Raw genomic sequence first — 25,141 nt, 5'->3', positions numbered from 1 at the left:
CTTCCTCCGAGCCCGTGGCCCGCGCAGACCGACCCGGCTGTTCGGCGTCTTTCGGAGGGTTCTGGCTCGAACCCACCGAACACTCCTGACCGAACACTCCTGACAGAACACTCCTGACCGGCCGTCGCGGGCCAGTAGGCTTCGATGGTGGGTACTTCGACAGCACTTCTCACCGACCGTTACGAACTGACAATGCTCGATGCGGCCCTGCGCGACGGCACCGCGCACCGCCGCAGCATGTTCGAGGTGTTTGCTCGCAGCCTCCCCCACGACCGCCGCTACGGCGTCGTGGCCGGCACGGGTCGCCTGCTCGACCTCATCCGGGACTTCCGCTTCGGCGAACCGGAACTCCAGTGGCTCGCCGACAATGACGTCGTGGGCGCACACACACTCGAATGGTTGGCTGCGTACCGCTTCAGCGGCACCATCTCCGGCTATCAGGAGGGTGACCTGTACTTCCCCGGGTCGCCGATCCTCACGGTCGAATCCTCGTTCGCCGAGGGCGTGATCCTCGAAACCCTGATCCTGAGCGTGTTCAACTACGACTCCTCCGTTGCCAGTGCCGCTGCCCGAATGGTCTCCGCCGCCCATGGCCGCCCGCTCGCAGAGATGGGTTCACGTCGCACCGGTGAACACTCGGCAGTGGCAGCAGCACGGGCCGCGTACATTGCAGGATTCCAGGCCACCTCGAACCTCGAGGCCGGCCGCACGTGGGGCATTCCCACGATGGGAACCGCTGCCCACGCGTTCACCCTCCTCCACGACACTGAGGAGCAGGCGTTCCGCTCGCAGGTGAGCACCATGGGGCCGGGTACAACGCTGTTGATCGACACCTACGATGTGGAAGCGGGTGCGGAACTCGCGGTCGCCGTCGCGGGTTCTGGCCTCGGGGCTGTACGACTCGACTCCGGAGACCTGCCAGCGCTTGTCGCATCGGTGCGGGCCAGGCTCGACGCCCTCGGCAACACCGCTACGAAGATCACGGTCACCAACGACCTCGACGAATACACCATCGCTGCTCTCGCGGCATCGCCGGTGGATTCATACGGAGTGGGCACGTCACTCGTCACAGGCTCCGGCTCGGTGGCTGCCGGCATGGTCTACAAGCTCGTCGCCCACACCGACAATTCAGGCCGATGGATGCCCGTGGCCAAACGATCGGCCAACAAGGCTACGATCGGCGGCCGCAAGGTCGCGTTCCGCGCGCTCGGGCCTGACGGCACAGCCACGGCCGAAGTGCTCTACGTGGGCACCGCTTCGCCGAGCGCCGACACTGGTCGTCAGCTGACCCGGGTGCTGGTCACCGACGGAGAGATCGACGACTCGTTCACCGGCCCGGCCGGGGTGAGCCGGGCCCGAGAGCATCATGCTGCCGTCATCGCCGAACTGCCGGAGCAGGGACTGCGGCTTGCCAAGGGCGGCGAGCCGATCATCCCGACCGAGTATGTAGCCTGAGATCGACTGGACGGCGACGAGCGCTGCAGCTCAGTCGTTCTGCATCTTCTCGTAGATCTCCTTGCAGGTGGGGCAGACGGGAAACTTCTCGGGATCGCGCCCGGGGATCCACTTCTTGCCACAGAGCGCCTTCACCGGTTTGCCGGTGAGGGCCGACTCGAGGATCTTGTCTTTCTGCACGTAGTGGGAGAAGCGTTCGTGGTCGCCCGGCTCCATCTGCTCGGTAGTGAGAAGCTCCTCGAGCTCCCTGTCGAGAGTTGCCGTGCCGCCGCCGTCGGGCAGACCACCCGGCTCGGAGAGTGACATGAAGAACGAAGAATCCATGGGGAAATTCTAACCGCGTGTTGTCAGCCCCGGAGCGTTGTCGCCAAGATTTCTGGCCCCCGGCGATTGAAGAGAGCCCCACCCCCGAGGGTACCGAGGATGAACACAAGCAATCCGACGCCGACTCCCGACCACAACGAACTCCAGTGTGCCTCGCTGTCACCGAATTGGGCAGCGACGGCGTAGGCGATGCTCGGTAGGGTCAGCGCCAGGGTTCCGACGACAACCGCGACCTGCACGAACACCGAGGTCGATCCCGTCGACTGGGGCTGCGTGAACGGGCTGTCACCGGGGCGAGTGGCCGCATACGGGAAACGGGCGGAGATCAGATTGCCGAGCCCCAGGGTCGAGAGGAGAACACAGGTGCTGACCCCGAGGACGGACGGCAGAGCTGAACTGTTGTTGGCCAGGAGCACCGTCACCACCGAGCCGACCCCGATGAGGGGAATTCCGATCAGGATCACGGGGATGACCCGGCCGAGCCTGTCGGCTACCCCTCGCCGACCCGAGACGACGTGCAGCCAGACCGCCGAATTGTCGAGCGAGATGTCGTTGTGCACCATGAAGGCGAGAAAGAGGCACATGACCGGCAGGGGAATGAGCGCATAGGACGACAGCGGGAACGAGACCAGCACCAGCGGCACAGCCATGACGATCGGAACGACCGGCACGATGAGCAGCGGGACCCAGTACCGCGGATCGCGCGACCAGTAGGTGAGGCTCCGCGCAGCGATGGTCGCGGACGGGGTGGAGGGCAGTCGCCCGAACCACCCGAGGGCGCTCGGCTCCGAAGACTCGTCTTCTCGCCTGGTCGAGGTGAGCATGGACGTCGTGAGCAGCTGCCACGCCGCCCAGAGAACGGCGACTGTGGCCGCCGCGATGACGAACGAGATGAGGGCACCGGCTCCGTCGCCTTCAGCGAGGGCGGCGGGGATCGTCCAAGCCGCACCCACTGGTGTCACGCCCAGGATTCCGGCGAGCCGCTGTGCCCAGGTCGCCCCTTCGGCACCCCAGTTGATACTCAGCAGGAGCACTGCGGCCGGCGCCAGGATGACGAGAACGAAGACGCCGACGGTTCCGGCGACCTCGCGAGCGCGCCTGCTCGACAGGAGGTACGCGGCAAGCGACGACGACAGCCTTCCGAGCAGGACGCAGGTCGCAAGGCCCAGCACGCCAGACATCAACGCAACGAAAGCAACTCCGGCATTCTGGGACCAGGCCACCACCGCAGACAGGGTGAAAAGAGCAGCCGCGACCACCGGAAGCGCAACGATCGAACTGGCGACCAGAGCGAAGGCCAACGATCGGGAGGCAAAACCGAACCCGGCAAACCGCCTCGGGTCCATGGCATCGCTTCGCTGGAAGAGCATCGGAACGAGAAGGAACGCGGCCACCACAGCAGACCCCGAGAGCACGACGGCGGTTCTGACAGAAGACGACGGCTCGCCGGCCAGATCCGCGATTCGCAGGCACACAGAGACGACCGCGGTCGTTGCCAGGAGCAGGCCGACAGTCACGCCGAGGGCACGACGTCTCGTTCCGCTGAAGATGTTCGAGAGGAGGGCAAGCCTCAGTCGAATGAGCTGAGCAACCATTCCATGCCTTCAACTGCTTTGTGACCGCCGGCAAGTTCGATGAACCGGTCTTCGAGCGTCGAGCCCGCACTGACTTCCTCCACGGTACCGCTGGAGAGAACCCGCCCGTGAACGATGATCGCGACTCCGTCACAGACGCGTTCGATCATGTCCATGCTGTGACTGGAGAGCACGACGGTACCGCCCTTGTGGACGTACCGCTTGAGAATGTCGGTGACGATATCGGCAGAGACCGGATCGACGGCCTCGAAGGGCTCATCGAGGACGAGCATGCTCGGAGAGTGAATCATCGATGCGGCGAGAGCGAGTTTCTTCGTCATACCCGCCGAGTAGTCCGAGACAAGCCGCCCCAGCGCATCCTGTATCCCGAAGGCCTCTGCCAGTTCTTCGCTGCGCTCCTTCACGTCTCGGGCTTTCAGCCCGCGCAATGAGCCGGAGTAGTGAAGCAGCTGGCGACCGGTCAGCCGATCGAAGAGACGCAGCTTGTCTGGCAGCACGCCGATCATCTTCTTCGCGCCTGCGGAGTCCTTCCAGACATCCAGGCCGTTGACGACAATCGATCCCTCATCCGGTCGAACAAGCCCGGTGATCATCGACAGTGTTGTGGTCTTCCCGGCACCGTTCGGCCCGACGATTCCGTAGAAGGCTCCCCGTCGAACGTGCAGGTCGATTCCGTCCACGGCGATCGTCGACCCGAAACGCTTCACCACGCCCGTCAAGGAGAGCACGCTGTCGTCGATCGCCTCGGCCGAACTGTTCGGGAGATCGGAAATGCTCAGCTCGTCGCGTTCCTGGAACTGGATGACCTGGTCGATGCGCTCAGCCTCACGCTGTTCGGCAACCTCGGCGGCCACGAACGCGGTCTCGATCGCTTCGACGACATCGACGGTGTCGACCGAATCGCTGGCGTCACCGCCCACTGCGCCGGCCTCGTCACTGGCCCGGCTGGAATCGCTACTCCCCTGGGCCGGGAGCTCCTGGGCCGGCAGCTCGTGGGCAGGCAGCGCTGGAGCAGGCCGCTCCAGGGCCGGGAGCTCCTGGGCCGGGAGCTCCTGGGCCGGAGTCTCGGCTAGCGGAGTGGTGCGCTCTCCGGGCTTTCGGACGGGCGTCTTCTGGGCGGAAGAACGGGGGGCGGGAGTGCGCGGGGCAGGAGTGCGTGGGGCGGGCCGGCGGGGCGCCTGTGGTCTTCTGGCTGTAGTCGGCGAATCAGTGGTGGTGTCAGTGGTGGCATCAGCCTCTGCGGTCGAAGCAGCTGCCGGTTTGCGGCCTGGCGCCGGCTTCTGCGTGCTCCTGGGCGCTGCCCTGGGCCGGGCAGGCGCCCTCCGTGCCGGAGTACTCGCGCCGGATACCCGCGCTGACGCCGCGCGGGGTTCGACAGTGTCTGATCCGTCAGCGTCGAGTTCGACAGACCCACCGGTGACCACATCGGGCGCACTGACAGCTGTGCCGTCATCAGAGGAAAAGTCAGAAGCTGAACTCACTACACCAACCTATCAATCCCTGTGTTGCCCCGTGAATGCTGCCTGGTTAATGTTGTGTGTCGTGACGACTCGTGCATGTATATCACAGTGGATCGCAACTGCGCTGTGCCCTGCAGTCGCTCGGCAGGTCCCCGTACAATTGGCCGCTCGAGACGCCGCAGTGGAGAGAAGTTGATGAGCGACAACAAGGCCGACGACCACACCGGAACCCAGGCGCATTCGCCGTCGCAGCCCGGTTCCCAGGCCATCAGAGGAATAGACAGGGTGCTGAGCATCCATCGGCCGGTTGTGCTCGCGCACATCAAGGGCCTGAGGCGCCGGCATCCGACTGCCAGCCCCCAGCAGCTCATCGCCATTCTCGAGCGGCACTATCTTGCAGCGGTGACCTCTGGGGGCGCGGCCGTCGGCGCCACCGCCGTGATTCCTGCCGTCGGCACAGGCGCATCACTTGCGCTCACCGGGGTCGAAACGCTCGGGTTTCTCGAAGCGAGTGCCCTCTTCGCTCAGTCGATCACCGAAGTCCACGGCATCGCTGTGAGCGATCCTGACAGGGCGAGGGCCTTGGTGATGACTCTCATGATGGGCAGCGGTGGTGCGGATCTCGTTCAGAACCTCGCAAGGCAAGCCGGCGGATCGGGCCTCCCACTGACGCAGTTCTGGGGAACGCTGATCACACGCAACCTGCCCCAGGCCACGGTTGGGCCGGTTGCAGACCAGGTCAAGAAGACCTTCCTCAAGCATTTTGCGGTCTGGACCGGAGGCACAGCCATCGGCAGGATGATGCCCTTCGGCATCGGAGCCGTCATCGGTGGCGGCGGCAACCTCATGCTGGGGCGCCGTGTCATTGTGCAATCTCGCTCTGCGTTCGGCCCGGCACCCCTGCAGTTCCCTCCGGGGACGGAGCCGACGGTCCGGATCGCGGGCCCCACGGACGACACCGACAATCGGTCCAATCCAGCGGGGACTCTCCGGAGTCGACTGTGGCCGCCAGCGACACCCCGGTCCCTGACGCCCTTTCGACGCCGTGCAACGGAACGATCGTCTCCTCCCCCAGAGCCGTCCGAAACCGGACTTTGAACAAGTCTGTCCTCTTCGCCATCGACAGCGCCTTCTCAGTCAGAGGCTCTTTTTAGACTTCTCACCATGGTCAGAGGCGTCGAGAACCGCAACCCGCTCACCGAGCTGGCGTACGCCGTACCGCTCCGTGTCGACCGTTCGCGTGCGCCCCAGTACACGATCGCGAATGTCGGTCATGAGCGGCTTGTGGGGGTGACCTTCTGCCTCCTGGGTTCTGGAGTGATGCCAGCGTGCGAGCCGCGCGTGCTCGACGTCGGTGCGTGCGCGGAGATCACGATTCGAGGGGACGACCTGTCGAGACGAACCGTCTTGTTGGTGAGGTGGTTCCGACCGACGGGCGAAGAATACCTGTGGCGTATGAGCTTCTGACCGCGCGACGTCCGCGATCGGAGCCGCGTCAAGTCAGCTCACGCTTGAGGTGTCGGTAGTTGGTGCTTTAATGCATCATGCCTGTAGTCCTGTCGCCCGTCACGAAGCTTCGACCGTTTGCCGCAACTGTCGATTGGCACCTTCCTGAACCCCTGTGGCACGATGCCACGATCCGACTGGTCGATCGCATCTCGCCGCTCGGATCACCGATTGTGCTCTGGCAGGTCGATCCGTCGTTCGATGGAGTCTCGTTCACATCGGCGTGGACCGGTTCTGTCGACAACACCGTCGCAGCAGGCGGCGGTGAATCCCGTACACGAGTCCGGGTCGAACGGCACGATGGTCCTCGTCATGTGTGCGTGAAAATAACCGATGCCACGGGGGCTACCTGGAGCACTGTCTTCACTCAAAGTCCACGATGAGGGTGTCTGCCGCACCCTCGATGTTCAGGAACCCCGCAATGAATCCCAGACCCCAGCTGAAATGGATGAACGGCATGACGAGGGCAAACCATGCCCCGGTGCGAAGGTCCTCACGAACCGCGACGATTCCGGCCAGGGTCAGCACGACGACCACGTAGGCCGCGGGCGCCACGATCAGTGCGAAGAGAATCACCGATACGACGAAGGCGGCTCCGAGTGCCCCTGCGACGATGCCGAAGAGTCCGATAGCACCGAGAATGAACCCGGCGATCGTCGCGATCACGACCGCCACGGGGAGCCTGAACCTGAGAGCACTCTCTTCCCGGAAGGCACGGAAGAACTCCCCGCGCCAGAGTCCATCAGCGAAGAGAGCTCTGGTCAGTGCGACGGGCCTGGACGGAGGCCTGTACGAATACACCAACTCTGGCGTGAACCACACCGTGTTGCCGGCGTCACGAAGCCTCGAGTTCATCTCCCAGCTCTGACCGTGCCTGAGTTCCTCGCTGTAGAGCCCTGCGTCGATGAACATTCGCCGACGAAGGACGTGATCATTGGGCTGCCCCGTGGGGCCCTCCGCCTGGCCGGGAGAACGCAGAGGGTCGTCTGCGAGACCCAGGCGATGCCGGAAGCCCTTGGCGACCGCCCGTTCGAACGGCGTCTCCCCGACGGGTCGGGTTCGACCGACGAGCGCCGCGGCATCAGTTCTTGCCATTGCTTCGACCGCCACCCTCACATAGTCGGAAGGCAGCTCACTGCGCGGATCGACCCGGATGAGAACCGCGCTCGTTGCGGCCGCGATGGCTTCGTTGAGAGCAACGGCGGGAGACGCTGATGTCGTCTCAATCACGCTCAACCGCGGGTCGCCAGAAGCGAGAGCTCGAACGATCTCGCGTGTGCCGTCCGTGCTCGGCGCCGAGGCGATCACCACTGCGACTTCGAGCGGATAGTTCTGCGCGAAGATGCTCCTGACTGCACGCTCGACGGTCTGTGCATCATTTCGCACGGCGAGAACGGCCGTGACCGGAGGGATCACAGACGGGCCAGGTGAAGTCGGGCCGGGTGTGGAGTCGATCATCTATTCCGCTCGGTGGATGGGAGTGCAAACAGACCGATAGGCCCATCGCGCCATTAGCAACGATGAGCCTATCAGCTGGCCATTCGAGCCCCTCAGAATACCGATCGAAGGGAGAATCGGGTCAGCTGGCCAGTTGCCCCAGAGTGACCTCGACCGTGTTCGACTTGTCACCACGAAGGTAGGTGACCGTTGCGGTCGCGCCCGCCGGAAGCACTCTGACCTGGGCGGTCAGATCGGTCGCATCGGTGACCGCAATGCCGTTGAACGCCGTAATGACATCACCCTTTTGGATGCCGGCTGCCGCGGCAGCTCCACCGCTGGTGACGTCAGCCACCAGAGCGCCTACGACGGACTGGGACGAGTCGGTCGACGCCGAGATGGATGCACCGAGAAGCCCATGTGTTGCCGAACCGGTGGCAATGATCTCATCGGAGATCCGCTTGGCGAAGTTGGCGGGAATCGAGAAGCCGACGCCGATGCTGCCCGACTGCCCCGAGGAGGAGCTCGTCGAACTGGCGCTGGCGATCGCCACGTTGATTCCGATCAATTGGCCGCTCGAGTTGAGAAGTGCCCCGCCGGAGTTCCCGGGGTTGATCGCGGCATCCGTCTGGATGACGGCAAGGGAGATGGTGCTGTTCGCCGTCGACGGGGCCTGTGACTGGGAGCCACCCTGACCCGGGATGTCGAAGTTCCAGAAGTCGTAGGGGCTACCGGTGCTGTCGGGGTTGGGAGTGGCCTGTTCACCAGAACTCTTCGGGGCAGCTGACGAGGCCACAGTGATGCTGCGGTTCAGCGAACTCACGATTCCGTTCGTCACGGTGCCCGAGAGACCGAGGGGCGCGCCGATCGCGATCGCGGTGTCGCCGACGTTGAGCTTGGAGGAGTCGCCCCATTCGATCTTGGTCAGGCCACTGGCATCCTGCAGCTTGACGACCGCGAGATCGGCTACGGGGTCGGTGCCGACGACTTTGCCGACGTAGATCTTGCCGTCGGCGGCGGTGACGGAGATCGTCGGGCTGGCCGTTGCACCATCCAGGGTGACGACGTGGGTGTTCGTGAGCACGTAGCCATCAGACGACAGCACGACACCTGACCCGGTGCCCGAGGTGGTCGTACCGTCGGTGACCGACAGTGTCACGACCGAGGGCGACGCCTTCACTGCGACGGCGGTGATGTCGTTCACGCTGCCGGGGTTGTTCACGTTGATCGTCTGGGGGCTCGACGCCTGTGTTGAACCCGCGTTGTTCTGGCTGAGCGCCCACACGCTGATGCCCGCACCGGATGCGCCACCGATGAGCGCACCGATGGCGAGCGCAGCGATCAGCGCAGCTCCACCCCGGCGTCGTGCCGGAGCCGCGGCGACGGGTCGTCCGTCTGGGCCGTAGGGGCCGCCACCGACCGGCTGGCCGAACGCGCCGTTGCCGTAGTCGGGAAGGGGCGCGGTCGACGCCGTGCCCATCGGCTGGGAAGGGTAGTACGGAGCCTGGCCGCCAACAGGAGCGGCAGGTGCAGCACTGCCATAGGCCGCGACGCCAGCTACTGCGGTCGAACCGTACTGAGATGCGGGGGCCATCGACACGGGCGCGACTTCGGAAGCCTGCGGAATCACGGGCGCAATCGGCGGAATCGGAATGGTGGGCTGCTCGGCGCCGAAGTCGGCTGGAAGCACGGCCGTGGTGTTCTCGGAGAGAACGTCGGTGACGTTGGTTCCGGCCGGAGTGCGATCGGCATTCGGAGCCACCTCGCCAGGGTTGTGGATGTTCTCAGTGCTGTCGTTCTCAGTGCTGTCGTTCTCAGTGCTGTCGTTCTCAGTGCTGTCGTTCTCAGTGCTGTCGTTCTCAGTGCTGTCTGACACGGGGTGCTCCTTCCAAGCAGTGCAAGCTTTCCCGGCGAACCTGAGTGTTCAATCAACGAAAGCTGAACATGCAGGTCGACGTCTTGCCGATGCGCCGGCCGACAGCGACGCTGGGACCCCAGCGATTCGTTCAGTCGAGCGCGATTGCAAGCGTAATCTTCCACCCCGACGGCTCCGAGCATTCATAGGGAGTTCATGGCAAGTGCGCGCCGCTCGTGCAGCGAGCCGGCCCCGGCCGAACTTTCGAATGGGAGGCATCTTGTAAGTTGGTCATCATGTCGATCAGCGGTCCCTGGCAGCGCACAGCAGAAGGTGCTGGCCTCCTGTCAGCGGACGGAGCAATCCAGGCGACGATCTTCGCGGAGATGAGCGCCCTCGCCCAGGCAACGGGGGCCATCAACCTCGGGCAGGGCTTTCCCGACGAAGACGGCCCCGCCGAAGTTCTCGATACGGCGCGCCGGGCCATCTCCCAAGGCCAGAACCAGTACCCACCAGGGCGAGGCATCGCGGAACTCCGACACGCGATAGCTGAACACCAGAAGAGGTTCTACGGGCTCGAGCTCGATGCCGAAACGGAGGTTCTCGTCACTGCAGGTGCCACGGAGGCACTTGCGGCGACCATCCTGAGCCTGGTCGACGATGGCGACGAGGTCGTCACGCTCGAGCCGTTCTACGACGCCTACGGCGCCCTCATCTCACTCAGCCGCGGCGAGCACCGAACGGTGCCGCTTCGCCTGCCCGACTTTCAACCTGACCACGACGATCTCCGGCGTTCCGTCACCGACCGCACCCGCATCATCCTGATCAACAACCCGCACAACCCGACAGGGTCAGTGCTGAGCCGGGAGACACTCGAGCTCATCGTCGAGCTGGCCCACGAGCACGACGCCCTCATCGTCACCGACGAGGTCTACGAACACCTCATCTTCAACGGGCCACACCTTCCGATCGCCACCCTCGCGGGCGCACGGGAACGCACGATCACGATCTCGTCCGGCGGCAAGACGTTCAACACCACGGGGTGGAAGATCGGCTGGATCACGGCCCCCGCGAAGCTGATCACCGCGATCCTCACCGTGAAGCAGTTTCTGACCTATGTCAATGGCGCGCCGTTCCAACCCGCCATCGCCGTGGGGCTGGCGTTGCCCGATGAATTCTTCGCCGGCATTGCGGCAGATCTCCGCTCAAAGCGTGACGTGCTCTCGAGCGGACTCGTCAAGGCTGGTTTCGAGGTCTTCGACTCCCACGGCACCTACTTCGTCGTCGCAGATGCCAGACCGCTCCGCTATGACGATGCCGTGCAGCTGTGCCGCGACCTGCCCGAACTCGCGGGCGTCGTCGCCGTTCCGATCTCCGCTTTCTGTCACGACGAACTCGCAGCGGAATACTCCTCGCTCGTACGATTCGCCTTCTGCAAGAAGATCGAGGTGCTCGAGCGTGCGGCGGCGCAACTCGGTCGCCTCAGTCGCGAACGGTGAGTCACAGGCACCGGTTTGCTGTCAGAGTGTCGCTGGCCCCGCCCCGCTAGCCCTGCCCGCTAGCCGGGCCCCGCTGGCCCTGCCCCGCTAGCCCTCCGTCACGTGCCTGGGCGTAACGGCGAACCGTCTCAGATCCAGGGCCGGGTTCACCCGCCTCACCTGTTCGAGACGCGCCCGTGAAATGAAGGCCACGGCGACCCCCGCCTCCGCTCCGAGCATCGCAACGGGCACTCCGGTCGGATCCATGACCATGCTCAGTCCCACTCCGCCAGGAACCGTGTGGTCTGCGGCAGCGACGTACACCGTGTTCTCGATTGCGCGTGCTTCGAGCAGTGTCGTCCAGTGCCGCTCCTTCGCCGGGCCGGGCACCCACTCGGCCGGCACCAGCACCAGGTCCACCCCGGCGTCCACCAGCCATCTCGTCGACTCGGGAAACCTGAGGTCGTAACACGTCTGCAGACCTACAGTGAAGTCACCGACGACAAAGGTCTCCGGATGCTCGATGGCGCCCGCGCGCATCCACTCGCTCTCGTGCTGGCCGAAGGCGTCGTAGAGGTGCACTTTGCGATAGCGCGCGACAAGCTCGCCCGATGGATCGACAGCCACGAGGGTGTTGTAGTAGTGATTGTCATCACCACTCTCGACGATGCCGGCGACCACATGTACCCCCGATCGCAGCGCCAGGTCACGGAGTCCGTTCACGAACGGCCCGTCGAGCGACTGCGCGGCGGCGAGGGCATTGGGCCCCAGCGGGGACGAGAAGTGGGACGAGTACTCGGGGAACACGACGAGCTCCGCTCCACGGGCGACCGCAACTGTCACCAGCATGCCCATTTCTTCGAGATTCGCCGCCCCGTCGGCACCCGGCGCGAACTGCGCCACCGCAACGCCCACCGTGACAGCGAGGTTCGACTCGACGCCGGAAGGGGCAGCGACGTTCACCACGCCGCTCCTGCGGTTATGCCAACTCCCGCGATTGCGACAGCTCCGAAGGTCGTGTTGGAGGAATGGGGTTCAGAGACTCTCATAACACGTCAGCCTATGGGAGGTCGGGCCACCGCACCCGTTTTGCGGATGCCACCGATTGTCGCAACACCCTGGACTGTCGCAACCACTTCAGTTGTCGCCGCCTCCTGGATTGTCGCGACCACCTTGACTGTCGCGACCACCTTGACTGTCGCGACCACCTGGATTGTCGCGACCTCTTAGAATCGAGGCATGATCTTCGACCGCATCGACCGGCTGGCAGCTGGGCGCCTGGCGGGCTTCCGCATTCCCGAGGAACAGCGCACCCACGCGAAGACCAGGCGAGCATTCACGGCGATCACCTGGTTACTGGCCTTCGAGTTCGTTCTGGGAACGGCGGCACTCGTCATTGCGCTCACGCTCACGCTCAACGGCCAGAATGTGGCGTGGGCGGTCTGGTTCCGCGGCCTTGTGGTGCTCGGAATCACCATGACCCTGTTCTATTTCTCGTGGCGGGCGCGCGCGGGCTACTACTGGGCGTATTCCCGACTGAAACTGTTCAGTAAGATCTTTCCCATTGTCACTCTGGTGATCGCGGCCATCCCCGGCCTGTACCCGCTCTGGATGATCACCGAGCAGATCCTCTTCAGCCTGGTGCTCATCGGGGTAGCCGACTACCTCTCCTCAGACCACATGCGCTCGGTCTTCGTCAAACCCGAGCTCCCTGCGCGACGCGCACGACGCAGCGCACGAAGCAGCGCACGAGAGCCTGCGGTCCTGGCCTCGTCCCCAGCGATCGGCGATGTGCCCAGCCGGGCGGCGGGGAATACCGTACAGAGCTGAGCGTTCTACTCTGCATGAGCACGCAGACACTGACCCAGGAAACCCACGACCAGACCGTCGCCGACGGCATCGTACTGATCGACTTCTGGGCGGCATGGTGTGGCCCCTGTCGCCAGTTCGCCCCGGTCTTCGAGGCCACAAGCGACAAGAACTCTGATATCACTTTCGCCAAGGTCGACACCGAAGACCAGCAGGCCCTTGCGGCCAGCTATGGCATCACATCGATCCCCACGCTCGTCGTGTACCGCGACGGAATCCCGATCTTCAGCCAGCCGGGCGCACTCCCCCAGCCTGCCCTCGAGAACCTCATCGAACAGGTTCGGCAGCTCGATATGGTCGACGTCCGCAAAGAATACGAGTCGGCCCTCGCAGCACGCGCCGCCGGGTCAAACGACGAAGACAAGTCCTGATTCTTCTCGTGGCGGTAGTCGGCCCGGATCACAGGCTCGACCCCTACTCCGGGAATTGACCCAGGCAGATGCACTGCCCATTCCCAGCTAGCTGATTTTTCCTCAGCTATGCTGGTTTCTTCATGCTGGGAGGCTCTGCGCATGAAGAAACCTGCAACAGTTGGAGAAATCAATGAAGATGTCCTCGCGCCTCCGAACCTCGGCCAAGCGATGGGGTGCTGCGGTGGGAGTCACGGCAGTGCTGGCCGCGGGCGTGGTGATCGCACCGAGCGCTGCGATGGCGTCGCCGGGAGACTCCCCCACCGTCAACGCCATGGCACGACTCTGGATCGGCGACTGGGCGACCGACGGCCCCGAGTGGCAGGCCTTCGTCAAACAGCTGGCTGAAGCCAAGAAGATGGGCATCACCGGAATCTCGGTGGATGTGTGGTGGGGCAAAGTCGCGCTCTCGCCGACGAGCTACACCTGGGCCTACTACGACAAGGAGTTCAAGGCCATCAGCGATGCCGGCCTCAGCATCGTGCCGATCATGTCCACCCACGAGTGCGGCGGTGGCCCCGGCGACGACGGCGACTGCAAGACGAAAATCGGCATGCCGGACTTCGTATGGGAGCCTGTCAACTACGGCGGCGTGGTCGGAACGCATCCCGCGGACAACTACTACCAGAGCGAGTACGGCAACGTCAGCCACGCTGCGATTGCTCCCTGGGGAATGGCCAGGGCCCGCGCGTTGGGCTATGTCAAAGCCTTCATGAATGCCTTCGAAGACCACTACACCTCTGGTTCGACCGACTACCGCGGAAAAGTCAGCGAGATCGCCATCAGCTCCGGCCCCACCGGTGAGCTGCGCGAGCCGTCGTACGACTACCAGGATGGCGGTGTCGCGGGTTCACCCGGCCTGTTCCCGAACAGGGGCGTTCTGCAGACCTATTCGCCTGCGGCCCGAGCGTCATTCACCCAGTGGGTACTGGCCAAGTACGGCTCTGTTGCCGGTGCAGCCACCGCCTGGGGAATTCCGGGCCTCACCCTCGCCACCATCACGCCGCCCAACGACCACGACGGGTTCTTCACCTCGGGCTCGTACCTGAAGATCCAGTACGGCAAGGATTTCACGCAGTGGAACAACGAGAGCCTGGTGAACCACGGGCGCGAAATGCTGAACACAGCGATCGATGCCTTCGACGGCGGATTCCAGGCAGTGACACTCAGCGAGAAGATCCCGGGTGTGCACTGGCAGACCATGAGCGCGAGCCCCATCACCCGGGCCCCTGAGATCGCCGCAGGCCTCATCTCCTCGAACGTCGACCTGAGTTCGGCCGCAAGTGGTCACGGGTACAACGCGATTCTGAACATGATCCACGATGCCGATGTGCACGGTGACGGCACCATGCCCCGAACACACCATGTCATCCTTCACTACACCGAGCTCGAGAAGCCCAACAAGCTCTGGGACGGCGGCAAGCTCGCCTACTCGGCAGCGGCGGACCAGGTCGGCTGGATCGCCGATGCGGCCTCTGCGGCTGGAGTCGAGGTGAAGGGCGAGAACGCGCTCAACGGGGGACTCTACTCAGATGGCGATGCTGACAACGATGGGTGGACGCACATCCGTGCCGCGTTCGACCGGGATCCGGTGCGGCGCTTCTACGGAATCACGCTGTTGCGCCTCCCAGACATCGCCAATGGCGGTTTCTCTGAAACCCTGGCGTCGAATTTCATTCGTGACTACAAGTAGCTCGCTCGGCGCGTAACGCCAGAAAGCACAGACGCCAGAAAGCACAGACGCCTCAAAGCACTGTTGCCTCAAAGCACAGACGCCTCAAAGCAGAAGAGAGGGTGTCCAGGCCATGATGGCCAGACACCCTCTCTTCGTAGCGAAGCTGTGTGGCCGTTACGCCCCGTCGACGTGGCGAAGAAGCTGCAGCGGAATGAACACGCCGAGGGTCACGGCAACGAGGCCGGAAGCGAAGATCAGGGTTGCAAAGTCTGGGTACTCGAAAGCGAATCCGAAGAGGAACATTCCCCCGATGAACAGAGCGAGCGAGACGACGAGGGACACGACCGTCACAACTCCCCCGGATGACTGCCGAGATTCAACGGGGCCTTTACCTAACTGTGTCATGCCCACCATCCTATTGCAGTCGAGTGGTTCTGTGATGACGGGCACGCTCACGATTCACGCACGACAGAATGGGGTGCCTTGTCCGGCCGCCAGCCCCGCCACGTGGGCTGGCGAAGGATTCCTGCAGCCGTCCATTCGACGAACTCGACTTCACCCACCAATTCGGGTTTCAGCCAGCGAGCGCCCGCCCGGGCTTCACGCGGCAGGTCATCGAAGGGGCACTCGTCACTCTGGATGCCCGCAAACGTGTCGATGAGTCGATCGAGTTCTGCATCGGAGAACCCCGTGCCGACGCGACCGATATACTGCAGGGTGCCTGTCAGAGCGGAACTCCTTGCGGAACTCCCACCGGAACTCCCAGCTTGCACTCCCGCCGATGGAATGCCGAGCAGAAGCGAACCCACTCCATGCTCCCGACGGCCGGCCCCCACTCTCCAGCCGCCGACCACGACCTCCTGGGCCCGGTGATGTTTGATCTTGATCCATGCCCGCGAGCGCCTGCCGGCGCTGTACGTGCCGTTCACTCGCTTTGCGACAATCCCCTCGAGCCCCAGATCGACGCTGCTCTGGAAGGCTGCGTCGTAGTCGCCGTCGAAGGCAGGCGGCACCTGCACTCTCGAGCCGGGCGGTGGCTCCACCAGGGCCTCCATCAGTCTCCGGCGCTCTGAGTACGGAGTCGCCAGCTTCGAGACACCGTCGACCTCGACGACGTCGAAGACGATGTAGTGCACGGCCACGGCCTTCACTGCCCGGGAGATGTCAGACTCGCCCTGCAGGTTCATGCGCTGCTGGAGACGACCGAAGCTCGGGCGGCCGGAGTCGTCGAATGCGACGATCTCGCCATCGAGAACCAGCCCGTGGCCGTTCGCCGAATCCCTGAGCGTATCGAGCAGGTCGGGGTACTTCTGGGTCAGGTCACTGCCACTGCGGCTGGAGAGCCGCACAACTGGCAAATCCGACGCCGAACGCTCCACCGACGCCATCGCCCGGATGCCGTCCCACTTCATCTCGTACGCCCAGTGACCCGATTTCACATCAGCCGCAGTTCCCGCCGTGGCGAGCATGGGAGCCACCGTCTTCAGCCCGGCGTTCCCTGGCCCGGCGCTTGGCGAGTCAGCGCCGTTCGAACCAGCGCCCTTCGAACCAGCGCCCTTCGAACCGGTGACGTTCTTTTCCGGTTGCGCAGCTCGCAGACGTGCGTTGAGCTCTGGAGCCTCGTCGTCCGCCTGGGGCGGCAGAGCCGCGTGCCTCGCCTCGCTCTCCGCGTTGTACTTCTCGCTCATCAGATGGATCAACCAGTTGTCGGCGTTGTCACCTCTGCCGGTGTGGATCAAGGCGAACTTACGGTCCCCGCCGAGACCACCCTCCCTGCTGCCGTGCAGCGTGGCGATGATCTCCTTCCCGGGTCGCCACTTCTCGAGATCGTAGGTTCCCTCGTCCCAGATCTCCACGGTCCCTGCGCCATATTCCCCCCGAGGAATGCTTCCCTCGAACGAGCCGTATTCGAGAGGGTGGTCCTCGGTCTGCACTGCCAGGTGATTCTGGTGGCCGTCCGTCGGCGGCCCCTTCGGGATGGCCCACGAAACGAGCACGCCATCGCGCTCGAGCCGGAAGTCGTAGTGCAGCCGCCGCGCGGCGTGCTTCTGGATGACGAAGGTGTTGCCGACGCCCGGCGTGGGTGGGGCATCCGGAACCGGTTCCGGAGTCTTCGTGCGATCACGTTTTGAACGGTACGTGTGAAGAGCATCGCGCTCCGGCACGGAAGCTGCCCCAGCGTCTCCGGCCAGGTCGTCATCGAGGATGACCGCGAGCGGGTCGCCGCGCCGCTTCACCCGGGCAAGCACCTCGCCGTACTCGAGCTGAGCGAGTTTCGGCGACGCCAGCTCGCGCCAGGTTCGCGGGGCAGCGACGGTCGGGCGTTCCCGCCCTCTCAGCGAATACGGGGCAACCGTCGTCTTGGCCCTGCTGTTCTGGCTCCAGTCGACGAGCACCTTGCCTGCCCTCAGTGACTTCTTCATGTCGCTGACGATGAGTTCCGGATGATCGGATTCGAGCACCCGCGCGAGCTCGTGCGCCACCGCCGACACCTGCTCCGACGTCTGCGACCCATCAAGCGCGGCGTAGAGATGAATGCCCTTGCTCCCACTGGTCACCGGCATCGGGTCGAGCCCCATGTCCTGCAGGATCTCGCGGGCGAACCGGGCAACCTCGGCGCACTCGAGCAGCCCTGCTCCCTCTCCCGGGTCGAGGTCGAGCACGAGCCTGTCAGGGTTGTTGGGCGCTCCAGCGGCGCCCCCAGCGGCGCTCCCAGCAGCGCCCCCGAACCGCCACTGCGGCACGTGGATCTCGAGGGCGGCAATCTGCGCGAGCCAGGTGAGCGTCGCGAGGTCGTTCACCAGCGGGTACTCATTGTCGTGATCGGAGTGGGAGATCGTACGCCGCTTCACCCACGAGGGTGTCGAGTCGTCGAGGTTCTTCTGGAAGAACATCGGCCCGGGATGCCCGGCAGTGCCCACCCCGTGGACCCAGCGTTTGCGCGTGGCCGGGCGGTCACGGGTATACGGCACCATGACCTCGCTGATGTCGGAGTAGTACTGCAGCACATCGGCTTTCGTTGTTCCCGCTTCTGGGTAGAGCACCTTGTCGAGGTTGGTGAGACGCAGCCGATGGCCACCAACCGAGACCGTGATGATCTCGCTCGCCTTCTCGTGCTTGGTGCCACCCTGGGTGCTCATAGCTTCCATCTTCGCCGTGCGCGGCTTACAGTGACAGCACTTGACGCAGAAGCCCCCAGCAGCAGAAGCCCCTAGCACTTGACACACAATCGGTGAACACTGGTGTCATGAGATCGATCTGGAAGGGTGCAATCACCTTCGGCCTCGTCAATGTGCCGGTGAAGGTGTACAGCGCAACCGAAGACCACGACATCGCCCTGCACCAGGTTCATGACGCCGATGGTGGGCGCATCCGGTACCAGCGCCGCTGCGAGGTCTGCGGCCAGGTCGTCGACTTCGAACACATCGACAAAGCCTTCGATGACGGTGAACGCACCGTGGTGATCACTGCGGAGGACATTGCCACTCTGCCGGCCGAGAAGAGCCGCGAGATCGACGTGGTCGAGTTCGTGCCCAGCGACCAGGTCGACCCGATCAGGTTCGACCGCAGCTACTTCCTCGAACCCGACTCGAAATCGTCGAAGGCCTATGTGCTTCTTCGCGAGACTCTCGGGCAGACCGACCGAACCGCGATCGTGAAGTTCGCACTCCGACAGAAGTCGAGACTGGCGGCACTGCGGGTGCACGGCGATGTTCTCCTGCTGCAGACCCTGCTCTGGGACGACGAGGTGCGTGATGCCCAGTTCACGTCTCTTGCCGATCATCCGACCATTTCGGCGAAGGAGCTCGAGATGTCGGCGCGGTTGGTCGATTCGTATTCGGCCGATTTCGAGCCGCAGAAGTTCAGTGACGACTACCAGGTCCAGCTCCGGCAGTTGATCGATGCGAAGCTCGAACACGGGGATTCGATCGACACCGAGGCAACGTTCGGGCAGAGTGCCGATGCCGGTGACGACGACACGGGCGGAGAAGGCTCGGGTGGCGACGTCATCGACCTGATGGAGGCTCTTCGCCGAAGCGTCGAGCGTAGCCGCGCCGAGAAGGGCCAGTCTGCCGACGGCGATGGCGACACGGGCGCGGGCACGCACGCGAGAGCGGGCACGAAGTCCCGGCGCACAGCCAAGAAGTCGGCTGCCGCGTCATAGTTGTCGCTTTAACAGTTTTCTGTGATCTTCGATCGCTATTCTGGCGTGGTGCCCAGCGAAACAGACAACCCTGAGAACCAGCAGCCGAAGAACCCGAAGAATCTGACGGTGAAGCAGGAGCGGGAGGCTCGGAGGGCCGAGAAGGTCGAAGCGATGAAACGCGCCCAGGCCAAGGCCACGCGCAACCGCCGCATCACCATCGGCTCTCTGATCGGGGCAGCGGTCCTCGTCATCGTGCTGGTGATCGTGTTCGTTGTCACCGGAAGCGGCACGACACCCGCACCCGTCGCAACGAAGGCCGACGGCGTGCAGACCTTCCCCGGGCTCAGCCGCAACCACGTCTCGGGGTCGGTGACGTACGCACAGGTTCCTCCGGCCGGCGGCGACCACAACCCGGTCTGGCTCAACTGTGGTGTCTACAACCAGCCTGTTCCGAGCGAGAACGCCGTGCACGACCTCGAACACGGCGCTGTCTGGGTGACCTACGACGCCACGCAGGTCACTGCAGACCAGCTCGCCACCCTGCGTGCCGCCCTGCCGTCGACCTACATCGTCCTGTCACCGTTCGTCGGTCTGCCCTCCCCCGTGGTCGCGTCGGCCTGGGGCGCCCAGATCCAGCTGACCGGAGTGACGGACACCAGGCTGGCCGACTTCATCAAGACGTATTGGCAGTCCCCGAACTCGCCCGAACCAGGAGCAGCCTGCACCGGGGGAATCACCGCTCCCGGCCTCGTGACGTGAGTTCACGCATCCGGCTGCGGATCGCCCTCATCCTGGGCGGGGTGCTCCTCCTGGTCGTGGGGCTCGTGGTCGGCCGCGTCACCACTCCGGTGACGCAGACGCCCGGCACCCTGAGCGCTGAGGCCGGTTTCGCCCGTGACATGCAGGTGCATCACCAGCAGGCGATCGACATGGCGCTGATCATCCGGGACCAGACGACCGATCCCGAGATCAGGCAACTCGCCTACGACATTGCCACCTCGCAGGGCCAGCAGGCCGGCCAGATGTTCGCGTGGCTGAACGTGTGGGGACTCCCGCAGGCCTCACCGGTGGCCGCAATGACCTGGATGACCTTACCGACCCTCGACCAGAGCAACGCCGATCACGGCATGGACATGGGCACGGGAGAAGCGACTCCGGGCCAGACGACGCCCGGCCAGACGATGCCAGGCATGGCCTCGCAGGCTGACGTCACACGACTGGGCACCCTGACCGGCGTCGAGGCCGAGAAGCTCTTTCTGACCCTGATGATCGCCCACCACCACGGTGGCGTGCAGATGGCCGAGGCGCTCGTGGCGCGCTCGGCCGACCCCACCGTGCTAGCGGTCGCCAACACGATCATCACCGCGCAGACGGGCGAGATCGCCTACATGCAGCAGTTGCTCGCCGCGCGCCAGTAACGCAGGGCGCTCGTCACCGAACCACCATCGGCCGATCATCCAGCGCCTTCTCGCCAGCGAGCGCCTTCTGGTAAGACAGGGCTTTCTGGTCAGACAGAGCCCTCTCGTCGGCCAGTCGGCGTGCGCGATACTCCTCTTCGTCGGCGCTCAGGTGATCGTCGGCGCTCATTGTCGACTCGTTGAACGGCAACTCGCCGGAGAGCACCCGGTCGACCTGCACCATGTCGATCTGCTTGGTCCACTTTCCGATCAGCACGGTGGCGACAGCGTTGCCGGTGAAGTTCGTGAGGGCGCGGGCTTCTGACATGAACCTGTCGATGCCGACGATCAGGCCGACGCCGTTGACCAGGTCGGGTCGATGCGCCTGGAGACCCCCGGCGAGCGTCGCGATTCCCGCACCGGTGACGCCGGCGGCACCCTTGGACGCGATCATCATGAACAGCAACAGGGAGATCTGCTCGGGGATGTTCAATGGCGTGCCGAGCGCGCTGGCGATGAACAGCGACGACATGGTGAGGTAGATCGCCGTACCGTCGAGGTTGAACGAGTAACCGGTCGGCACGGTGATGCCGACGACGGGCTTGGCGACGCCGAGGTGCTCGAGTTTCGCGATCAGGCGGGGCAGCGCAACCTCGCTCGACGAGGTCGAGACGATGAGGAGGTATTCGCGCGCCAGGTACTTCATCACGCGGAGGATGTTGATACCGGTGACGACCTTGAGCAGCACGCCCAGAATGCCGAAGACGAACAGGATGCACGTGATGTAGAACGCGATCATGAGGGTGCCCAGCGCAACCAGCGCTGCGACGCCCGTAGCGCCGACGACTGCGGCGATCGCACCGAAGGCACCCAGCGGGGCGACCCACATGATCATCGCGAGAATCCGGAACACGAGCTGCTGAAGCTGGCGGATCGCCTCGAGGATCGGCGCGCCCTTCGCGCCCATCTTCTGCAGGGCGAAGCCGACGAGCAGCGCAACGAAGAGCGCCTGGAGAATGCTGCCGCTCGTCAGCGCCGAGAAGAACGACGTCGGAATGATGCCGAGTACGAAGTCTGTCGAGGAGGCCGCGGCGGTCTTCGACGCATCGTAGCTCGTGCTGATGTTCAGCCCCTCGCCCGGGTGGATCAGGTTGCCGACGAGCAGGCCGATCGCGAGCGCGAAGGTCGACATGACAACGAAGTACCCCAGAGCGAGACCGCCCACCTTTCCGACCGTTGCCGCCTTCGCGACAGATCCGACACCGAGGGCGATGGTGCAGAAGATGATGGGCGCGATCATCATCTTGATCAGGGAGACGAACCCGTCACCGAGGGGCTTCAAACCCTTCGCGAATTCGGGAGCGAGCAGACCGACTGCAATACCTGCACCGACAGCCACGATCACGGCGATGTAGAGGTAGTGCGACCTGTCGAGTCGACGGCGCCGGGCCGGGCGTGCAGCGGGGCGTCCGGGCTGACTCACCGGCGGCCGTCCGGCCGGGCTTGCAGGAGAATGCGTCTGAGACATCGGTCTTCCTTTGATGGAGGGAGCCGCCCACGTCTTCGTCGACGGCACTGGAAACCAGCGGCACCAGCCTGCGCTCCACACGTCGTCAGCCGGCACTTGCGTTCATACTGTTCGCGGGTGTTCGGCTGTGAGCGGCATATCGTAGAGAGAGCGCAGCCAGAGAAGCGCAGCAACACAAGACCGCAGCAAGTGAGGCACGATGAAGGCCCGAATCAGCAGGTGGACCATTGCCACCCGACTCTTCGTGCTGCAGGTTGCTGCCATTGCGCTGCTCACGGCGATTGCGACACTCTGGCTCTGGAGCGATGCGCAGGCCGATGTGAACGCCGATGCCGATGCCAAGACCCGGGTGGTGGCCACGGCTGTTGCCGACAACCCGTTTGTCATCGACGCCGTGCAGTCCGCTGATCCGAGCGGCACCCTGCAGCCATACGCTCTGACGACGATGGCCGACACGTCGACGGACTTCATCACCATCATGGCTCCCGACCGCACAAGGTACACGCACCCCGATGCGAGCCAGCTCGGCAAGCCGTTCCAGGGAACCATCGAACCAGCTCTCGAAGGGCGAACCTTCACCGAGACGTACGCAGGGACGCTCGGCCCTTCGGTTCGCTCGGTCGCCCCCGTTTTCGGTTCCGACGGACGCGTTGTCGCGCTGGTCTCCGCCGGCGTCACGGTCAGCAGCCTGGGCGCCACTCTCAGCTCCCGGCTCCCGATCGTCTTCGGAATCGCGGCGCTCACTCTCGCACTCGGCGCACTCGTCTCCTGGCTGCTGAGCCGGTACCTTCGGCGTGTCACCTGGGGCCTCGGGGCCGAGGAGATGAGCCGGATGTTCGGCTATTACGAGGGCGTCCTCCACTCCGTGCGCGAAGGAGTCATTCTGACCGACCCGCAGGGCAACGTCGTGCTCTACAACGACCAGGCGGCCGAGCTACTCGGGTTGGCTCGTCAAGCGCTGCCTGCGAGCCCGTCGCCAGTGACGGAATTCGCGGTGCCTCACAGCCTTCGGCACTTGCTCGCCAGCGGCGCCGTGGCCGTCGACGAGCCGGTGCTCACCGACGACCGGGTGCTGATAGCAAATCAGTCGCCTGCCATCTCCTCCGCGACGGCAGGGCCCGCTCGACGGATCGGAACGATGACCACGCTCCGTGACCACACCGAACTTCAGCAGCTCACCGGCGAGCTGACCACCATGCGCACGCTCTCTGACGCCCTCCGATCACAGACCCACGAGTTCTCGAATCGCCTCCACACGATCATCGCTCTCATCGAGCTCGACCGGCGCGACGAGGCGCTCGCCTTCGCGTCGAACGAGCTTCACGTCGGCCAGACGCTCGTCGACGAGGTGATCGGTTCGGTCGACGAACCCGTCCTCGCCGCGCTTCTGCTCGGCAAGTCGGCGCAGGCCTCTGAACGCGGAGTCGAGTTCGATGTGCGTGTGGACGACGGTCTCGACCTCGGGGATCTGCCGCCGGTCGAGTTGATCACCATCATCGGGAACCTCGTCGACAATGCGCTGGATGCGGCTGCGCTCAGTCCGAGTGGGGTGGATGCCAGTGCGGTGGATGCCAGTGCAGTGAATACCAGTGCAGTGGATGAAGGTGCGCGCGATGCGCCGAAAGTGGCTGCACATCATCCGAAGGTCGTTGTCGCCATGAGAGCCGGCGACCAGCAGGTCACGATCACCGTCACCGACAATGGGCCTGGAATCCCCGACCTCAGCCGGGCTTTCACGCGCGGCTACAGCACAAAAGACCCCGGACAGACCGGACGCGGGATCGGATTGGCACTCGTGGAGCAATCGGTGCGCCGAGTGGGTGGATCCATCGTCGCTGCCAACGCGGGTAACACGGGTGCCTCCAACACGGGCGCTTCCAGCACAGGCGCCACCAACACTGGCGCCTCCAGCACGGGCGCCTCGTTCACCGTCACGCTTCCGATCCCCCGTCCCGAGCTGAGCGGGTTCGGGCGAACGCCTTCCGAAGGCCGGGTCTTGCGCGCGAACAGTGCGTCCGGATGATCAGGGTGATCTGGATGATCTGGAAAATCATGATCAGGGTGATGAAGTGAGCGAGGTACGAGTGCTCGTCGTCGACGACGAGCCGATCACCGCGAGCGCCCACGCGGCCTATCTCGAACGGGTTGGCGGTTTCCTTGTCGCGGGTGTGGCGAATGACGGCACGAGCGCGCTCCGGATGCTGCGTGACAGCGTCGATCCGCACACACTGGGCTCGTCACGTGAAAGCTCCATCGACCTCGTGCTGCTTGACATGAACCTGCCCGATATCCACGGCATCGAGCTGTGCCGGCACCTCCGTTCGTCTGGCCTCGACGTCGATGTGATCGCCATCACTGCCGTACGTGACGTCTCGGTGGTGCGCGCGGCAGTCTCCCTCGGCATCGTGCAATACCTCATCAAGCCATTCACTTTTTCCGTGTTCGCTGAGAAGCTGCGCGGTTATCTGGCATTTCGGGCCGGCTTCGATGTCGTCGCCGGGGTCACCACCCAGAACGACGTCGACGATACGCTGGCGCAATTGCGCAGCATCCGGCCCGTCGAACTCGAGAAGGGGCTCACTGCAGAGACCCTTCAGCTCGTCGTGGCCCGACTTCGTCTGGACCCCGAGCCCGTCTCTGCCGGAGAGCTGGCATTGGCTCTGGAACTGTCGCGCGTCACCACACGGAGATATCTTGAACACCTCGCCGCCGAAGGCACCGTTGTGCGGTCTCCCCGGTACGGCTCACCCGGCCGGCCCGAACTCGAGTACGTCTGGAAGCGCGCCTGAAACAGGTCTTGACGTGTCCGTCGCGGCGCCCCGCAATGAGTCAGGAATGTCCATCGGCCCGTGGTCTAGAGTGGTCAGCGACGCGGGGTGCGCACTGGCGCTGAGAACATACCCGTCGAACCTGATCTAGCTCGAACTAGCGAAGGGACGTCACGATCGTGGCTCCAACTGTGCCCCCCGTTCTGTCTCCAAACCAGCCCCCAACCAGCGCGGACA

At 64.4% G+C, this 25,141-nt stretch carries 21 protein-coding genes and 1 riboswitch; of the genes, 12 read left to right on the top strand and 9 right to left on the bottom strand.

Annotated features, from left to right (window positions below; genetic code table 11):
• The first annotated feature begins 147 nt into the window (after positions 1-147).
• Positions 148-1,455 (top strand): nicotinate phosphoribosyltransferase, encoded by a 1,308-nt coding sequence (locus tag JOE66_RS07230; protein WP_205108065.1) that lies wholly within the window; start codon positions 148-150, stop codon positions 1,453-1,455.
• Positions 1,456-1,485: 30 nt separating this feature from the next.
• On the opposite strand, the gene JOE66_RS07225 is transcribed toward JOE66_RS07230, so the two are convergent.
• The 3 genes from JOE66_RS07225 to JOE66_RS17625 are packed head-to-tail and all read right to left on the bottom strand — an operon-like array spanning position 1,486 to position 4,855.
• On the bottom strand, positions 1,486-1,779 hold the full coding sequence (locus tag JOE66_RS07225; RefSeq protein ID WP_205108063.1) for a DUF3039 domain-containing protein: 294 nt from the start codon (positions 1,777-1,779) through the stop codon (positions 1,486-1,488).
• 23 nt (positions 1,780-1,802) lie between these two features.
• Entirely contained in the window at positions 1,803-3,374 is a 1,572-nt protein-coding gene (locus JOE66_RS07220) for an ABC transporter permease (RefSeq protein WP_205108061.1), read from the bottom strand.
• Positions 3,350-4,855 carry an ATP-binding cassette domain-containing protein gene (locus JOE66_RS17625; RefSeq protein WP_307827103.1) on the bottom strand — a complete coding sequence of 502 codons (1,506 nt, stop codon included), beginning with the start codon at positions 4,853-4,855 and terminating at the stop codon, positions 3,350-3,352. Before JOE66_RS17625 ends, JOE66_RS07220 begins: the two co-directional genes overlap by 25 nt.
• A gap of 174 nt (positions 4,856-5,029) precedes the next feature.
• Between JOE66_RS17625 and JOE66_RS07210 the strand changes: the two genes are divergently transcribed.
• Complete coding sequence (locus JOE66_RS07210; protein ID WP_205108059.1) at positions 5,030-5,932, top strand: hypothetical protein; 903 nt, start codon at positions 5,030-5,032, stop codon at positions 5,930-5,932.
• Positions 5,933-5,998: 66 nt separating this feature from the next.
• Positions 5,999-6,301 carry a hypothetical protein gene (locus tag JOE66_RS07205; protein ID WP_205108057.1) on the top strand — a complete coding sequence of 101 codons (303 nt, stop codon included), beginning with the start codon at positions 5,999-6,001 and terminating at the stop codon, positions 6,299-6,301.
• 402 nt (positions 6,302-6,703) lie between these two features.
• On the opposite strand, the gene JOE66_RS07200 is transcribed toward JOE66_RS07205, so the two are convergent.
• Both JOE66_RS07200 and JOE66_RS07195 read right to left on the bottom strand, forming a co-directional pair.
• Complete coding sequence (locus JOE66_RS07200; RefSeq protein ID WP_205108055.1) at positions 6,704-7,798, bottom strand: glycosyltransferase; 1,095 nt, start codon at positions 7,796-7,798, stop codon at positions 6,704-6,706.
• Between the two features lie 121 nt (positions 7,799-7,919).
• Positions 7,920-9,653, bottom strand: coding sequence for a S1C family serine protease (locus JOE66_RS07195; RefSeq protein WP_307827102.1), 1,734 nt, complete (start codon positions 9,651-9,653; stop codon positions 7,920-7,922).
• A 275-nt stretch (positions 9,654-9,928) separates the two neighbouring features.
• Between JOE66_RS07195 and JOE66_RS07190 the strand changes: the two genes are divergently transcribed.
• Positions 9,929-11,131, top strand: coding sequence for a pyridoxal phosphate-dependent aminotransferase (locus JOE66_RS07190; protein ID WP_205108053.1), 1,203 nt, complete (start codon positions 9,929-9,931; stop codon positions 11,129-11,131).
• 87 nt (positions 11,132-11,218) lie between these two features.
• Here the strand turns inward: JOE66_RS07190 and JOE66_RS07185 are convergent, their stop codons facing one another.
• A complete protein-coding gene (locus JOE66_RS07185; protein ID WP_205108051.1) occupies positions 11,219-12,073 on the bottom strand; it encodes a carbon-nitrogen hydrolase family protein in 855 nt (284 codons plus the stop codon).
• Between the two features lie 276 nt (positions 12,074-12,349).
• Between JOE66_RS07185 and JOE66_RS07180 the strand changes: the two genes are divergently transcribed.
• From JOE66_RS07180 to JOE66_RS07170, 3 genes are all read left to right on the top strand, one after another.
• Positions 12,350-12,940 carry a hypothetical protein gene (locus JOE66_RS07180; RefSeq protein WP_205108049.1) on the top strand — a complete coding sequence of 197 codons (591 nt, stop codon included), beginning with the start codon at positions 12,350-12,352 and terminating at the stop codon, positions 12,938-12,940.
• A gap of 14 nt (positions 12,941-12,954) precedes the next feature.
• Positions 12,955-13,350, top strand: a complete 396-nt coding sequence (trxA, locus tag JOE66_RS07175) for a thioredoxin (protein WP_205108047.1) — start codon at positions 12,955-12,957, stop codon at positions 13,348-13,350.
• A gap of 172 nt (positions 13,351-13,522) precedes the next feature.
• A complete protein-coding gene (locus tag JOE66_RS07170; RefSeq protein ID WP_205108045.1) occupies positions 13,523-15,082 on the top strand; it encodes a family 14 glycosylhydrolase in 1,560 nt (519 codons plus the stop codon).
• A 156-nt stretch (positions 15,083-15,238) separates the two neighbouring features.
• Here JOE66_RS07170 and JOE66_RS07165 read toward each other — a convergent pair whose 3' ends face one another.
• Both JOE66_RS07165 and JOE66_RS07160 read right to left on the bottom strand, forming a co-directional pair.
• The gene (locus tag JOE66_RS07165; protein ID WP_205108043.1) at positions 15,239-15,469 is read right to left on the bottom strand and encodes a hypothetical protein; all 231 of its coding nucleotides are present in this window, start codon (positions 15,467-15,469) and stop codon (positions 15,239-15,241) included.
• A 47-nt stretch (positions 15,470-15,516) separates the two neighbouring features.
• Entirely contained in the window at positions 15,517-18,204 is a 2,688-nt protein-coding gene (locus JOE66_RS07160) for an ATP-dependent DNA ligase (protein ID WP_205108041.1), read from the bottom strand.
• A gap of 107 nt (positions 18,205-18,311) precedes the next feature.
• Between JOE66_RS07160 and ku the strand changes: the two genes are divergently transcribed.
• The 3 genes from ku to JOE66_RS07145 are packed head-to-tail and all read left to right on the top strand — an operon-like array spanning position 18,312 to position 20,629.
• The gene (gene ku / locus JOE66_RS07155; RefSeq protein ID WP_205108039.1) at positions 18,312-19,229 is read left to right on the top strand and encodes a non-homologous end joining protein Ku; all 918 of its coding nucleotides are present in this window, start codon (positions 18,312-18,314) and stop codon (positions 19,227-19,229) included.
• A 48-nt stretch (positions 19,230-19,277) separates the two neighbouring features.
• Positions 19,278-19,970 (top strand): thioredoxin-like domain-containing protein, encoded by a 693-nt coding sequence (locus JOE66_RS07150; RefSeq protein WP_307827100.1) that lies wholly within the window; start codon positions 19,278-19,280, stop codon positions 19,968-19,970.
• Positions 19,967-20,629, top strand: coding sequence for a DUF305 domain-containing protein (locus tag JOE66_RS07145; RefSeq protein ID WP_307827099.1), 663 nt, complete (start codon positions 19,967-19,969; stop codon positions 20,627-20,629). The genes JOE66_RS07150 and JOE66_RS07145 overlap by 4 nt, the downstream gene beginning before the upstream one ends.
• A 13-nt stretch (positions 20,630-20,642) precedes the next feature.
• Here JOE66_RS07145 and JOE66_RS07140 read toward each other — a convergent pair whose 3' ends face one another.
• Complete coding sequence (locus JOE66_RS07140; RefSeq protein ID WP_205108037.1) at positions 20,643-22,136, bottom strand: cation:dicarboxylate symporter family transporter; 1,494 nt, start codon at positions 22,134-22,136, stop codon at positions 20,643-20,645.
• 199 nt (positions 22,137-22,335) lie between these two features.
• On the opposite strand from JOE66_RS07140, the gene JOE66_RS07135 reads away from it, so the two are divergent.
• Positions 22,336-24,159, top strand: a complete 1,824-nt coding sequence (locus JOE66_RS07135) for an ATP-binding protein (protein WP_205108035.1) — start codon at positions 22,336-22,338, stop codon at positions 24,157-24,159.
• Positions 24,160-24,205: 46 nt separating this feature from the next.
• The gene (locus tag JOE66_RS07130) at positions 24,206-24,925 is read left to right on the top strand and encodes a response regulator (protein ID WP_205108033.1); all 720 of its coding nucleotides are present in this window, start codon (positions 24,206-24,208) and stop codon (positions 24,923-24,925) included.
• A gap of 73 nt (positions 24,926-24,998) precedes the next feature.
• A riboswitch (TPP riboswitch) is annotated at positions 24,999-25,090 on the top strand.
• Positions 25,091-25,141 lie beyond the last annotated feature (51 nt).

The organism is Subtercola frigoramans, assembly GCF_016907385.1.
GTDB classification, from domain to species: Bacteria; Actinomycetota; Actinomycetes; order Actinomycetales; family Microbacteriaceae; genus Subtercola; species Subtercola frigoramans.
The sequence above is the reverse complement of the archived record's forward strand: the minus strand, read 5'-3'. Positions and strand labels throughout refer to the sequence as shown.

Coding starts and splice junctions, on each gene's coding strand:
- JOE66_RS07170 (WP_205108045.1), top strand. CDS start 13,523: ATGAAGATGTCCTCGCGCCTCCGAACCTCGGCCAAGCGATGGGGTGCT.
- JOE66_RS07220 (WP_205108061.1), bottom strand. CDS start 3,374: ATGGTTGCTCAGCTCATTCGACTGAGGCTTGCCCTCCTCTCGAACATC.
- JOE66_RS07190 (WP_205108053.1), top strand. CDS start 9,929: ATGTCGATCAGCGGTCCCTGGCAGCGCACAGCAGAAGGTGCTGGCCTC.
- JOE66_RS07205 (WP_205108057.1), top strand. CDS start 5,999: ATGGTCAGAGGCGTCGAGAACCGCAACCCGCTCACCGAGCTGGCGTAC.
- ku (WP_205108039.1), top strand. CDS start 18,312: ATGAGATCGATCTGGAAGGGTGCAATCACCTTCGGCCTCGTCAATGTG.
- JOE66_RS07165 (WP_205108043.1), bottom strand. CDS start 15,469: ATGACACAGTTAGGTAAAGGCCCCGTTGAATCTCGGCAGTCATCCGGG.
- trxA (WP_205108047.1), top strand. CDS start 12,955: ATGAGCACGCAGACACTGACCCAGGAAACCCACGACCAGACCGTCGCC.
- JOE66_RS07135 (WP_205108035.1), top strand. CDS start 22,336: ATGAAGGCCCGAATCAGCAGGTGGACCATTGCCACCCGACTCTTCGTG.
- JOE66_RS07210 (WP_205108059.1), top strand. CDS start 5,030: ATGAGCGACAACAAGGCCGACGACCACACCGGAACCCAGGCGCATTCG.
- JOE66_RS07160 (WP_205108041.1), bottom strand. CDS start 18,204: ATGAGCACCCAGGGTGGCACCAAGCACGAGAAGGCGAGCGAGATCATC.
- JOE66_RS07200 (WP_205108055.1), bottom strand. CDS start 7,798: ATGATCGACTCCACACCCGGCCCGACTTCACCTGGCCCGTCTGTGATC.
- JOE66_RS07180 (WP_205108049.1), top strand. CDS start 12,350: ATGATCTTCGACCGCATCGACCGGCTGGCAGCTGGGCGCCTGGCGGGC.
- JOE66_RS07225 (WP_205108063.1), bottom strand. CDS start 1,779: ATGGATTCTTCGTTCTTCATGTCACTCTCCGAGCCGGGTGGTCTGCCC.
- JOE66_RS07140 (WP_205108037.1), bottom strand. CDS start 22,136: ATGTCTCAGACGCATTCTCCTGCAAGCCCGGCCGGACGGCCGCCGGTG.